The organism is Streptomyces sp. NPDC003016 (assembly GCF_053591455.1).
On sequence record NZ_JBSFTV010000027.1, the window covers coordinates 73,031 to 85,133 of the forward strand.

General features: G+C 72.8%; 12 protein-coding genes and 1 pseudogene. 11 read left to right on the forward strand and 2 right to left on the reverse strand.

Annotated elements, in window-relative coordinates:
- The first annotated feature begins 120 nt into the window (after window positions 1–120).
- Window positions 121–1,263, forward strand: a complete 1,143-nt coding sequence (locus ACWDZ4_RS23025) for an NADH-quinone oxidoreductase subunit D (RefSeq protein ID WP_451510280.1) — start codon at window positions 121–123, stop codon at window positions 1,261–1,263.
- An 18-nt stretch (window positions 1,264–1,281) separates the two neighbouring features.
- Here the strand turns inward: ACWDZ4_RS23025 and ACWDZ4_RS23030 are convergent, their stop codons facing one another.
- Window positions 1,282–2,412 carry a DUF5937 family protein gene (locus ACWDZ4_RS23030; RefSeq protein ID WP_451510314.1) on the reverse strand — a complete coding sequence of 377 codons (1,131 nt, stop codon included), beginning with the start codon at window positions 2,410–2,412 and terminating at the stop codon, window positions 1,282–1,284.
- A 105-nt stretch (window positions 2,413–2,517) separates the two neighbouring features.
- On the opposite strand from ACWDZ4_RS23030, the gene ACWDZ4_RS23035 reads away from it, so the two are divergent.
- The gene (locus ACWDZ4_RS23035; RefSeq protein WP_451510281.1) at window positions 2,518–2,811 is read left to right on the forward strand and encodes a hypothetical protein; all 294 of its coding nucleotides are present in this window, start codon (window positions 2,518–2,520) and stop codon (window positions 2,809–2,811) included.
- 111 nt (window positions 2,812–2,922) lie between these two features.
- Here the strand turns inward: ACWDZ4_RS23035 and ACWDZ4_RS23040 are convergent.
- Window positions 2,923–4,115, reverse strand: a pseudogene (locus ACWDZ4_RS23040) (beta-eliminating lyase-related protein).
- A gap of 134 nt (window positions 4,116–4,249) precedes the next feature.
- Between ACWDZ4_RS23040 and ACWDZ4_RS23045 the strand changes: the two are divergent.
- The 9 genes from ACWDZ4_RS23045 (at window position 4,250) to ACWDZ4_RS23085 (ending at window position 11,983) form a co-directional block, all read left to right on the forward strand.
- Window positions 4,250–5,233, forward strand: a complete 984-nt coding sequence (locus tag ACWDZ4_RS23045; RefSeq protein ID WP_451510282.1) for a Rossmann-like and DUF2520 domain-containing protein — start codon at window positions 4,250–4,252, stop codon at window positions 5,231–5,233.
- On the forward strand, window positions 5,230–6,378 hold the full coding sequence (gene panC / locus ACWDZ4_RS23050) for a pantoate--beta-alanine ligase (RefSeq protein ID WP_451510283.1): 1,149 nt from the start codon (window positions 5,230–5,232) through the stop codon (window positions 6,376–6,378). The genes ACWDZ4_RS23045 and panC overlap by 4 nt, the downstream gene beginning before the upstream one ends.
- Window positions 6,375–8,174: an L-aspartate oxidase gene (locus tag ACWDZ4_RS23055; RefSeq protein ID WP_451510284.1), complete on the forward strand. Its 1,800-nt coding sequence runs from the start codon at window positions 6,375–6,377 to the stop codon at window positions 8,172–8,174. Before panC ends, ACWDZ4_RS23055 begins: the two co-directional genes overlap by 4 nt.
- Before the next feature lie 2 nt (window positions 8,175–8,176).
- A complete protein-coding gene (gene nadC / locus ACWDZ4_RS23060; protein WP_451510285.1) occupies window positions 8,177–9,178 on the forward strand; it encodes a carboxylating nicotinate-nucleotide diphosphorylase in 1,002 nt (333 codons plus the stop codon).
- 3 nt (window positions 9,179–9,181) lie between these two features.
- Window positions 9,182–9,988 carry a type III pantothenate kinase gene (locus ACWDZ4_RS23065; protein ID WP_344495285.1) on the forward strand — a complete coding sequence of 269 codons (807 nt, stop codon included), beginning with the start codon at window positions 9,182–9,184 and terminating at the stop codon, window positions 9,986–9,988.
- 117 nt (window positions 9,989–10,105) lie between these two features.
- Window positions 10,106–10,672: a hypothetical protein gene (locus tag ACWDZ4_RS23070; RefSeq protein WP_451510315.1), complete on the forward strand. Its 567-nt coding sequence runs from the start codon at window positions 10,106–10,108 to the stop codon at window positions 10,670–10,672.
- A 14-nt stretch (window positions 10,673–10,686) separates the two neighbouring features.
- Window positions 10,687–10,872, forward strand: coding sequence for a hypothetical protein (locus ACWDZ4_RS23075; RefSeq protein WP_451510286.1), 186 nt, complete (start codon window positions 10,687–10,689; stop codon window positions 10,870–10,872).
- A 118-nt stretch (window positions 10,873–10,990) separates the two neighbouring features.
- Entirely contained in the window at window positions 10,991–11,455 is a 465-nt protein-coding gene (locus ACWDZ4_RS23080) for a BlaI/MecI/CopY family transcriptional regulator (RefSeq protein ID WP_451510287.1), read from the forward strand.
- Between the two features lie 9 nt (window positions 11,456–11,464).
- Window positions 11,465–11,983, forward strand: a complete 519-nt coding sequence (locus ACWDZ4_RS23085; protein WP_344495279.1) for an amino-acid N-acetyltransferase — start codon at window positions 11,465–11,467, stop codon at window positions 11,981–11,983.
- Window positions 11,984–12,103: the final 120 nt, after the last annotated feature.

Consider the following 12,103-nt stretch of genomic DNA (forward strand, 5'->3'; position numbering starts at 1 on the left):
GGAGACGCCCCGAAGCGCCACCGCCCCCGAAGCCCCGCACCCGGCGCCCCCGCACTTCACAGCCCGCACACCCCCGCACCCGCCCGGCCGCGGCGACCCCGGCGGGGGGATACTGTCCGCATGACGGAGACCACGGTCGGCATCGGCGGCGCGGCGGAGAGCACCGACATGGTGCTCAACATCGGCCCCCAGCATCCCTCCACGCACGGCGTCCTCCGCCTCAAACTCGTGCTCGACGGCGAGCGCATCCAGCACGCCGAGCCGGTCATCGGCTACATGCACCGGGGCGCGGAGAAGCTCTTCGAGGCCCGCGACTACCGCCAGATCGTGATGCTCGCGAACCGCCACGACTGGCTGTCCGCCTTCTCCAACGAGCTGGGCGTCGTCATGGCCGTCGAGCGCATGCTCGGCATGGAGGTCCCGGAGCGCGCCGTGTGGACCCGCACGCTCCTCGCCGAGCTGAACCGGGTGCTCAACCACCTGATGTTCCTCGGGTCGTACCCCCTCGAACTGGGCGGAATCACCCCCGTCTTCTACGCCTTCCGCGAGCGCGAAGAGCTCCAGGCCGTCATGGAGGAGGTCTCCGGCGGCCGCATCCATTACATGTTCAACCGGGTCGGCGGCCTCAAGGAGGACCTGCCGGCGGGCTGGCTCGGCCGGGCCCGTGAGGCCGTCGCGGACGTCCGGTCCCGGATGGAGGTGTACGACAGCCTCGTCCTCGGCAACGAGATCTTCCGCGGCCGTACGCGCGGCGTCGGCGTGCTGTCGCCCGAGGCCGTGCACGCGTACGGAGTGAGCGGCCCCATCGCTCGCGCCTCCGGCGTCGACTTCGACCTCCGGCGCGACGAGCCGTACCTCGCCTACGGCGAGCTCCAGGACACCCTCAAGGTCGCCACCCGGACCGAGGGCGACTGCCTCGCCCGCTTCGAGGTCCTCCTCGACCAGACGCACAACGCCCTGGACCTGGCGGACGCCTGTCTGGACCGCATGGCCGACCTCGCGCCCGGCCCGATCAACCAGCGGCTGCCGAAGGTGCTGAAGGCCCCGGAGGGCCACACCTACGCCTGGACCGAGAACCCGCTCGGCATCAACGGCTACTACCTCGTCTCGAAGGGCGAGAAGACGCCGTACCGCCTGAAGCTGCGCTCGGCGTCGTTCAACAACATCCAGGCCCTGACGGAGCTGCTCCCGGGAACGCTCGTCGCCGACATGGTGGCGATCCTCGGTTCGCTCTTCTTCGTCGTCGGCGACATCGACAAATAACCGGGGCGGCGCCCCGCCCTAGCGCAGTACGCCCTCCAGGAAGTCGCTGCTCAGCCGGGACACCACCTGGAGGTCCAGGCTGTGCAGGACGTACCGGCCGCGGCGCTGCGTCGTCAGCAGGCCGGCCCTCTTCAGGACCGACAGGTGACGGGAGACCTCGGGCGCGGTGATGCCGTGCGAGTCGGCGAGCTCACCCGTCGTGTACGGGGAGCGGGCCAGATTGCGGCACAGGCGCATGCGCATCGGGTGGGCCAGCGCCTCCATCCGCAGCTTCAGCAGCTCCACCGATGCCGGGCTCGGCAGTTCGGGGGCGCCGACCGGGTAGTGGATCACCGGCCGCCAGCCGGGAGCGTGCAGGACGGACAGGTGCGGCCAGCCGAAGCTGGACGGGACGAAGGTGAGCCCCGCGCCGACCGCCGCCTCCACGGCGCTGGTGCGGCCCTCGGCCAGCTTGTCGGCGTGGATACGGGTCCTGGCCCCGCCCGCGCCGCCGCTCTCCACCAGGGTCAGCGCGGGGGAGACCGCGTGCAGCGCCTCCGCCAGGCCCTTGTGGCGCAGCAGCTCGCCCTTGTGCCGGGCGTCGGCGGCCAGTTGGACCCGTGCGCGGCGCCAGGTGTCGGCGAAGAACGCCTGGTCGCAGTCTTCGAAGAGCCGCCGCAGCCAGGCCCGTACGGACGCGGGACCGGCCAGCAGCCGCCGCGCGAAGTCCGTCTGCTTCGGCCCGCGCGCGGCGGCGAGCTCCAGTGCCCGCTCGCGCACCGCCGGGTCGACGAGCGGGGAGGGGCCGCCGGTGCCGTACGTACTGGAGCAGGTGAACTCCAGTGCCGAGGAGACGAACCGCTCGTCGTCCAGCCGGTCCAGCGCGTCCAGGTCCTCGCTGAGTGTCGCGCCCGTCCTGCCGTCACCGCCCCGCACACCGGCGAACGGCATGAAGACGTCGGAGAACGTGCTGCGCCACAGGAAGTCCGCCTCGCTCAGCCGGTCGGCGAGGTCCGGCTTCAGGGAGGCGGCGGTCGCGGTCGCCCAGCCGTGCAGCCCCGGGTGGTGACCGGGCTCGGACAGGGCGTGCAGGGCCATGCCGAGCTCCGCCAGCGGAGAGGTCTCGAAGGCGATGCGCTCGGGCGGCAGGCCGGTGATGTCGATGGACACGCTCATGGGCCCATCGTGCCCGCTGCCACCGACAGCGCGGCCGCCGATTGACGGGGGTCGTCAAACGGAGCGCGGTGCGCGGTGCGGTGTACGCATGGTGGGGACATGAACGCCACCCAGCAGCACATGCTCGACGCCTACCGCGCCACCCGACTCGGCGCCCCCGTCCCGCCGGCGCCCGGTCTCAACGACTGGCAGGTGGTCCGGGAGGTCCGCGACTACCGGCGCTTCCGCGCGGTGGTCGAGGGCCGGCCGTCCCTGGCCCGCCGGCTCCGGACCGCCCTGACGCACCTGCTCGGGCTCCGCACCCCGGCCGCCCGCGACTCCGGCCCCCGCCCCCGCATCCGCACCACGCGAACCCGCCCGGTGGGCTCCGGCACCTCCCGCGCGTGCGGCTAGTGGGTGACGAGAGGGGCCCTGCGGACGGGAGCCCGGACCGGAGCCCGGACCGGAGCCCGGACCGGAGCCCCGGTCGAGGGCACGGGAAAGCCCCCGAAGGGCACCCCGCCGCTACGCCGGCCGCTCCGTGAAGTCCGCCACCGCCGTCACCACGTCACCGGCCGTCCACTCCGGCCCCGGCCCCGGCCCCGGCCCCGCCACCTCCGTGACGGGCAGTCCCGGCGGCGTGTCCGCGAACCACCGGCGGAACAGCGTCACCCCCGTCTCCGCCGCCTGCCGCACCGCCGCCTCCGTCAGCACCTTCGCCGGGTAGGGCGGCCACACCTGGAGCCGGTGCGTGTGCGGCGGCCGGGGACGCCCCAGGAACCACGGCACACCCACCGCCCGGCACCCCTGCGCCGGCGCCTCGGCCACCACCTTCGCGGGGCCGCGTACTTTGGCAGCCGCGGCAGCTCCCGCTCCGGGCCGGGCAGCGCCGGGAGCGCCGCGGGATACCGCTGGAAGACCTGGCCCCCGTACCGGTGCCACCACGTGCACGCCTGCGCGATCAGTGACGCCGGACCCGCCGGCACCGCCCCGGACATCGCGTTCGGCGACGTGCAGAAGGACACGTACACGCTGTCCGCCGGCTCCGCGATCTCCGGGAGCGTACGCCCGAAGTGCGGGGACCGCTCCCGCAGTCGGGCGCCGTCGAAGTGCACCACCGCGTCCCGCTCCCGCGCGGCCTCGACGACCGCCGCCGGCTCCTCCCGCGACGGCAGTACGAAACCGGCGTCCCGCAGCGGCAGTTCCCGCATAAGCGTGCCGAACGGCTCCCCGGAGTAACGGACTTCGTCCGCCGTCGGGAGCCGCGGCGCGTGCGTCGGGCGGACGGTCCGCAAACCGCTCACCACCGACAGCGCGCCGTCCTCGTGCACTCCGGACGGGCGGTGGGGTCTCCCCTGCTCATGACGAGCTCAGGGAAGGATGCAACGCCACCGTCGTGTTGCCCGTACGCCCAGCCCAGCCCAGCCCAGCACCGCAGCGCGACCTGTTGCGCCATCGTCCCCGGCGGGAAGAACGCAGCGGCTTCCGGCCCCAGGGACCGGGCGGCGCGCCGCTCCAGCCCGGTGACGACCCCGTCGCCGTACCCGTCGGTCCACTCGTCCAGGCCGTACGCCGTACGCCGAACCCGCGTCCGCCGCCGGCGCCGTCAGCCGCTCGCCGAACGTCGCCTCCGCGGAGGAGCGCGAAAGTACGCGACCGGAGTTCTTCCACGCGGTGAGCCCGCGGCGGCGCTGTTCCCGCTCGTTGGTGTCCGTCAGCAGCCGATCACCGCGTACGGCGGTACCCGTGCCCACAGCCTGTGGACAGCGAGGCAATCGGACGAAACGCTGGCGTAGCATGACGAGAAATCGTCCGGTACCCCCCGCGGACTGGAACGGAAGGCCGTCCCCGCGTGAACGCGAACGCACCAAACGCAGCACATGAGCCCCTGGACGCCAGGGACCGCCCCGCCCGCCTCACCGTCGGCGTAGTCGGAGCCGGCCGGGTCGGCCCCGCGCTCGCCGCCGCGCTGCGGCTCGCGGGCCACCGCCCGGTCGCCGTCTCCGGCGTGTCGGACGCGTCCGTCCGCAGGGCCGCCGCGCTCCTGCCCGACGTCCCGCTCGTCACCCCCGCCGAGGTCCTGGCCCGCGCCGAGCTCGTCCTGCTGACCGTCCCCGACGACGCCCTGCCGGGCCTGGTGGAGGGCCTCGCCGAGACCGGCGCGGTCCGTCCGGGCCAGCTGATCGTGCACACCTCGGGGCGGTACGGAACCGGCGTCCTCGCGCCCGCCCTGCGCGCCGGCGCGCTGCCCCTCGCCCTGCACCCCGCCATGACGTTCACGGGAACGTCCGTGGACGTCCAGCGGCTGGCCGGCTGTTCCTTCGGCATCACCGCGCCCGAGGAGCTGCGTCTCGCCGCCGAGGCCCTGGTCATCGAGATGGGCGGCGAGCCCGAGTGGGTCGCGGAAGAGGCGCGTCCGCTCTACCACGCGGCCCTCGCCCTCGGCGCGAACCACCTGGTCACCCTGGTCGCCCAGTCCATGGAGCTGCTCCGTACGGCAGGCGTCGGGGCCCCCGACCGGATGCTGGGCCCGCTCCTGGGCGCCGCCCTCGACAACGCCCTGCGCTCCGGCGACGCGGCCCTCACGGGACCCGTCGCGCGCGGCGACGCGGGAACGGTCGCCGCGCACGTCACGGAGTTGCGCAAGCACGCACCGCAGACCGTCGCCGGATACCTCGCCATGGCCCGTACGACCGCCGACCGCGCCCTCGCGCACGGGCTGCTCAAGCCGGAGCTCGCCGAGGACCTTCTGGACGTACTGGCCGACCGGGCCGGGACCGACCGGGCCGGGACCGACGGGGCCGGGACCGACGGGACCGACGGAGACGACCGATGAGCGGCACCCCCGAAACCCCCGAGACCTCCGAGACCTCCGAGACCTTCGAAACCCCCGAGACCGCCGAGACCGCCGAGACCGCCGGGACCTTCGCACTGGTTCCCACGCGCGAGGACCTCCAGCACGTCCTCGACCAGTACGCCCACGACCGCGCCGGCGCCCCCGGCCGCACCGCCGTCGTCATGACCATGGGCGCCCTGCACGAGGGCCACGCGACGCTCGTCCGCGCCGCGCGGGAGCATGTGGGACCCGAGGGCTTCGTCGTCGTCACCGTCTTCGTCAACCCGCTCCAGTTCGGCGCCGGCGAGGACCTCGACCGCTATCCCCGCACCCTGGACGCCGACCTGGCCCTCGCGGAACAGGCCGGTGCGGACGCCGTGTTCGCACCGTCCGTGGACGAGGTCTACCCGGGCGGCGAGCCGCAGGTCCGTATCGCCGCCGGACCGATGGGCGGGCGCCTCGAAGGGGCGTCCCGTCCCGGCCACTTCGACGGCATGCTGACCGTCGTCGCGAAGCTGCTGCACCTGACGGGGCCCGACGCCGCCTTCTTCGGGCAGAAGGACGCCCAGCAGCTCGCCCTGATCCGCCGCATGGCGCGCGACCTGAACTTCCCCGTCGAGATCGTCGGCGTGCCGACGGTCCGTGAGGACGACGGCCTGGCCCTGTCCAGCCGCAACCGCTACCTCTCGCCCGCCGAGCGCCACACCGCGCTCGCCCTCTCCCGCGCGCTGTTCGCCGGCCGTGACCGGCTCGCCGCCCAGGAGGCACTGCACGCCCGCGCGGCGGCCCTCGGCGGCCCGCACCCCGCCCGCGCCGCCGCCCTCGCGGCCGTCGGCGAGGCCCGGGCGGCAGCCGACGCGCACGCCGTCGAGCAGGCGGGCCACGCGGACCTGAGCGGCCCCGCGGCCGTCCGCGCGGCGGCATCCGCCGTCCTGGACACCGCCACGCGCTCCGACCCGCCGCTCATCCTCGACTACGTCGCCCTGGTGGATCCGTCCGACTTCACCGAGGTCCCCGACACCTACCGCGGTGACGCGGTCCTCGCCGTGGCCGCCAGGGTCGGCGCCACACGGCTGATCGACAACATCCCGCTGACCTTCGCCCACGAAGCCGGCGAAGACAGCGAGCAGGGAGCTTCGGCATGACCCGCACCAGTACCGGTATACGGCTGAAGGCCCCCGCCCCCGGCTGGACCGTCGAGGCCGACGTCGTGGTCGTCGGCTCCGGTGTCGCCGGCCTGACCGCCGCCCTGCGCTGCACCGCCGCCGGCCTGCGCACGGTCGTCGTCACCAAGGCCCGCCTCGACGACGGCTCCACGCGCTGGGCCCAGGGCGGCATAGCCGCCGCCCTCGGCGAGGGGGACACCCCCGAACAGCACCTGGACGACACGCTCGTCGCGGGCGCGGGCCTGTGCGACGAGGAGGCCGTGCGGACCCTGGTCACCGAGGGCCCCGACGCCGTCCGCCGACTGATCGACACCGGCGCCCTCTTCGACACCGACCCCGACTCGGGCGTCATCCAGCTCACCCGCGAGGGCGGCCACCACCGCCGCCGCATCGCCCACGCGGGCGGCGACGCGACCGGCGCGGAGATCTCCCGGGCGCTCGTCGAAGCCGTACGGTCCGCCTCCCTCCGTACGATCGAGAACGCCCTGGTCCTGGACCTGCTGACGGACCCCGACGGGCGCACGGCGGGCGTCACCCTGCACGTCATGGGCGAGGGCCAGCACGACGGCGTCGGCGCCGTCCGCGCCCCGGCCGTCGTCCTCGCCACCGGCGGCATGGGGCAGGTCTTCTCGGCCACCACCAACCCGTCCGTCTCGACGGGCGACGGCGTCGCGCTCGCCCTGCGCGCCGGCGCGGAGGTCTCGGACCTCGAATTCGTCCAGTTCCACCCCACCGTGCTCTTCCTGGGCGCCGACGCGGAGGGCCAGCAGCCGCTGGTCTCCGAGGCGGTACGCGGCGAGGGCGCCCACCTGGTCGACGCGGACGGCGTGCGCTTCATGCTCGGGCAGCACGAGCTGGCGGAGCTGGCCCCCCGCGACATCGTCGCCAAGGGCATCATGCGGCGGATGCGCGAGCAGGGCGCCGAGCACATGTACCTCGACGCCCGGCACTTCGGCGCCGAGATGTGGGAGACCCGCTTCCCGACCATCCTTGCGGCCTGCCGCTCCCACGGCATCGACCCGGTCACCGAGCCGATCCCGGTCGCCCCGGCGGCCCACTACGCGTCCGGCGGCGTACGGACGGACCTGCACGGCCGTACGACGGTCCCGGGCCTGTACGCGTGCGGCGAGGTGGCCTGCACGGGCGTGCACGGTGCGAACCGGCTCGCGTCCAACTCCCTCCTGGAGGGCCTGGTCTTCGCGGAACGCATCGCCGAGGACATCGCGGCCCGCCCCGCCGCCCCCGCCCCGGGCCCCGCCGTGCGGAGCGAGGAGGCCCCCGGCCCGCTCCTCGACCCGGCCACCCGCATCGAGATCCAGCGGATCATGACGGCGGGCGCGGGAGTGCTCCGGTCGGCGGCCAGCCTCGACCACGCGGCGGACGCCCTGGAGGCCCTGTACCGCAGCGCGGCCGCCGAAGCGGACCAGGACCGAGGGAACGACGCCCACGACGCCCACGACACCGACGACGCCCACGACACCGACGACGCCCACGACACCGACGACGCCCACGACGTCCACGACACCAAGGACACAGAGCCCGGCGTCGACGCCTGGGAGGCCACCAACCTCCTCCTCGTCTCGCGCGTCCTGGTCGCCGCCGCCCGCGCGCGCGAGGAGACCCGCGGCTGCCACTGGCGCGAGGACCACCCCGACCGCGACGACGACACCTGGCGCAGCCACCTCGTCGTACGGCTCATGCCCGGCCGCGCCCTCGCCGTGCACCGCACCGCATCCGCCTCATTCCCGCCCGTACACCTCCCGAGGGAGCAGTAACCGTGAGTACGCCCGACAATCCCCCGCTCCTGCCGACCGCGTCCGGCGGCTGCGGCGACTCCTGCGGCTGCGAAGGCGACGGGACGGAGACGACGTACGAACTCGACACCGCCGAGTGCGGCCTCGACCCCGACCTCGCCCAGCTCCTCGTCGCGGCGGGTCTCGACCCGATCGAGGTCGAGGACGTCGCGAACGTCGCCCTGGCCGAGGACCTCGCCCACGGCCCCGACGTCACCACCGTCGCGACCGTCCCCGAGGACGCCGTCGCGACCGGTGACTTCACGGCCCGCGAGGCCGGTACCGTCGCGGGCCTGCGCGTCGCCGAAGCGGTCCTGTCCATCGTCTGCACGGACGAGTTCGAGGTCGAGCGGCACGTCGAGGACGGCGACCGCGTCGAGGCCGGGCAGAAGCTGATCAGCGTCACCACCCGCACCCGCGACCTGCTCACCGGCGAGCGCAGCGCGCTCAACCTGCTGTGCCGCCTGTCGGGCATCGCGACCGCCACGCGCGCGTGGGCGGACGCTCTCGACGGCACGGGCGCCAAGGTCCGCGACACCCGCAAGACGACGCCGGGCCTGCGCGCCCTGGAGAAGTTCGCGGTCCGCTGCGGCGGCGGCGTCAACCACCGCATGTCCCTCTCGGACGCGGCGCTCGTCAAGGACAACCACGTGGTCGCGGCGGGCGGCGTGGCCGAGGCGTTCACGCGCGTACGCGAACAGTTCCCCGAGCTCCCCATCGAGGTCGAGGTCGACACGCTCGCCCAGGTCACCGAGGTCCTGGAGGCCGGCGCCGACCTGATCCTCCTGGACAACTTCACCCCGGAGCAGACCGCCGGGGCGGTCGCTCTCGTGAACGGCCGCGCGACGCTCGAATCCTCCGGCCGCCTCACCCTGGAGAACGCCCGCGCGTACGCGGACACGGGCGTCGACTACCTCGCCGTCGGGGCGCTCACGCACTCCTCCCCGATCCTCGACATCGGACTCGACCTGCGTGAGGCGAAGTAACCCATGCTGCTCACCATCGACGTCGGCAACACGCACACCGTCCTCGGCCTCTTCGACGGAGAGGAGATCGTCGAGCACTGGCGCATCTCCACCGACGCCCGCCGCACGGCCGACGAGCTCGCCGTACTCCTCCAGGGCCTCATGGGCATGCACCCGCTCCTGGGCGACGAACTGGGCGACGGCATCGAGGGCATCGCGATCTGCTCCACCGTCCCGTCCGTCCTGCACGAGCTGCGCGAGGTGACCCGCCGCTACTACGGCGACGTCCCGGCCGTGCTCGTCGAACCGGGCATCAAGACGGGTGTGCCGATCCTCATGGACAACCCCAAGGAGGTCGGCGCGGACCGCATCATCAACGCGGTCGCGGCCGTCGAGCTCTACGGCGGCCCCGCCGTCGTCGTCGACTTCGGTACGGCGACGACCTTCGACGCGGTGTCGGCGCGCGGTGAGTACACGGGCGGCGTCATCGCCCCGGGCATCGAGATCTCCGTCGAGGCGCTCGGCGTCAAGGGCGCCCAGCTCCGCAAGATCGAGCTGGCCCGTCCGCGCAGCGTGATCGGCAAGAACACCGTCGAGGCCATGCAGGCCGGCATCATCTACGGCTTCGCCGGCCAGGTCGACGGCGTCACCCGGCGCATGGCGCGCGAGCTCGTGGGTCCCGACGGCGATCCGGACGACGTGACCGTCATCGCGACGGGCGGCCTGGCCCCGATGGTGCTCGGCGAGTCCTCGGAGATCGACGAGCACGAACCGTGGCTCACCCTGATCGGCCTGCGCCTGGTGTACGAGCGCAACATCGCCCGGATGTGACCGGGGAACGGCCGGGGGAGGGCCGCCCGGCGCGCCGTCATACATGCATTAAGCAGATTGTGTCTGTTTAGTGCGTATTGTCACTGCATGCCCACGCCATACGGTTCCCGTGGCGGCATGGCGTTCGGTGCGGACGAGCTGCGTGTGCTCCGACGCGCCCTCGCCATCGCCCTCCATCCCGCGTCACTGTCCGACGAAGACGTCCAGGACTGCCTGCGCCTCGCCGGCACCCTGGACGAGGCGGTCCGCGAGGCGGGTCGACTGCGCGCGTTCCTCCTCGCCGACCTCGCCCGGTACCGTGCCGCACTCCCCGCGGCCGCCGGCGGCTACCTGGGGCTGCTCCAGGACGCCCTGGCCACCGGCTACCAGCCGACCCCCGACGACCTCGTGGCGCTGCGCACCCTGCGCGGCATGCCGGCCGGCGCGCTGCTCCACGACCGCTGCCGGGCCATCGTGGAACAGTCCGTACGGGCCCGCCTGGCCGGCCGCAGCGACGCGCCCCTCCCGCGCGCCCGGCTGCTGGCCATCGCCGGCGGCCGCGCCACGGCCGCCGACGAACCGTCGAAGCCCAGGGGCCCGTCGCCGGGACGCGAGCCCGCGGAACGTCCGACGCCGAAGCCTTCCGAGGTGTTCCCGCCCCGCAGACGCCCCGCGCCCCCGCGGGAGCGAAGGGTCGCGGGGTAGCTACTCTGGACGGCATGGACTACGTTTCCGCGCTCCTGCCCCCCGTGGTGATGGCCGCGTTCTTCATCGCCCTGGTCACGACGATCGTCAAGACGCAGGGTGGCTCCAACAAGGCCAAGGAAGACACGGCCGTGGACGCCACGCTCGCCCGCGCCGAGTCCGCCCGGCAGGCGGGAACCTCCAGGGCCGACGGCGCCTGACTCCGCCCACCCCGGCCACCCCGTACTTCACCAGGGCGTACGACTCATTTCGAGCCGTACGCCCTTTTCGCTGCGCGAATAACCAGTCATTACCGATATTTCCTACTATGGTGGCGCTGTGCCTCGCCAATTGGGAGAGCTGGAAGACGCCGTCATGACGCGCGTGTGGCAGTGGAACCGACCGGTCACCGTCCGGGAAGTCCTCGAAGACCTTCAGAAGGAACGGTCCATCGCCTACACCACGGTCATGACCGTAATGGACAATCTCCATCAGAAGGGCTGGGTGCGCAGGGAAGTCGACGGCCGCGCCTATCGATATACGGCCGTGTCCACCCGGGCCGCCTACTCGGCCGCACTGATGAACGAAGCCTGGTCGACGAGTGACAACCCCGCGGCGGCTCTTGTCGCGTTCTTCGGCATGATGTCGGCGGGGCAGCGCGAAGCCCTTCAGGACGCGATGCGCGTCGTTCAGCGCGACGATCCCGCAACTGAAGCCGCGACTGAACCCGTGACGGATCCCGCAACTGAAGCCGCGGCTGAACCGGCAGAGGGTGACGAGAGCCCCGACGGCCCGGGGCGATAGCGTCGAGGTATGCCTTCAGAGCTAAAAGCCATCACCGTCCGGCGGGCGAGGACCAGTGATGTGCCGTCCGTGCGCCGCCTCGTGGACACGTACGCGCAGAAGCGGATCCTGCTCGACAAAGCGAACGTGACTCTTTACGAGGACATCCAGGAGTTCTGGGTCGCCGAACGCGACGAGGACGGGGCCGTGGTCGGCTGCGGTGCGCTGCACGTGATGTGGGAAGACCTCGCCGAAGTCCGCACTCTCGCCGTGGACCCGTCCTTCAAGGGCGCCGGAGTCGGACATCACGTGCTGGACAAGCTGCTCCAGACCGCCCGCTGGCTCGGTGTGCGCAAGGTTTTCTGCCTCACCTTCGAAGTCGAGTTCTTCATCAAGCACGGCTTCGTGGAGATCGGAGAGGCGCCGGTCGACGGAGATGTCTACAGCGAGCTGCTGCGTTCCTATGACGAGGGTGTAGCGGAGTTCCTCGGTCTCGAACGAGTGAAGCCGAACACCTTGGGCAACAGCCGGATGCTTCTGCACCTGTGATCGGCAGAAGCGGTCAGATCCCTATGTCCGAAACGCACATGTTTCCCGTCTTCTTGAGGTACTGAACCTCCTCCGGGGGTTTGTGTTTTCCAGGGAAAAGCGGTTTCCTTTCCGCGTACT

Coding starts and splice junctions, on each gene's coding strand:
- ACWDZ4_RS23025 (WP_451510280.1), top strand. CDS start 121: ATGACGGAGACCACGGTCGGCATCGGCGGCGCGGCGGAGAGCACCGAC.
- ACWDZ4_RS23035 (WP_451510281.1), top strand. CDS start 2,518: ATGAACGCCACCCAGCAGCACATGCTCGACGCCTACCGCGCCACCCGA.
- panC (WP_451510283.1), top strand. CDS start 5,230: ATGAGCGGCACCCCCGAAACCCCCGAGACCTCCGAGACCTCCGAGACC.
- ACWDZ4_RS23055 (WP_451510284.1), top strand. CDS start 6,375: ATGACCCGCACCAGTACCGGTATACGGCTGAAGGCCCCCGCCCCCGGC.
- ACWDZ4_RS23065 (WP_344495285.1), top strand. CDS start 9,182: ATGCTGCTCACCATCGACGTCGGCAACACGCACACCGTCCTCGGCCTC.
- ACWDZ4_RS23070 (WP_451510315.1), top strand. CDS start 10,106: ATGGCGTTCGGTGCGGACGAGCTGCGTGTGCTCCGACGCGCCCTCGCC.
- ACWDZ4_RS23075 (WP_451510286.1), top strand. CDS start 10,687: ATGGACTACGTTTCCGCGCTCCTGCCCCCCGTGGTGATGGCCGCGTTC.
- ACWDZ4_RS23085 (WP_344495279.1), top strand. CDS start 11,465: ATGCCTTCAGAGCTAAAAGCCATCACCGTCCGGCGGGCGAGGACCAGT.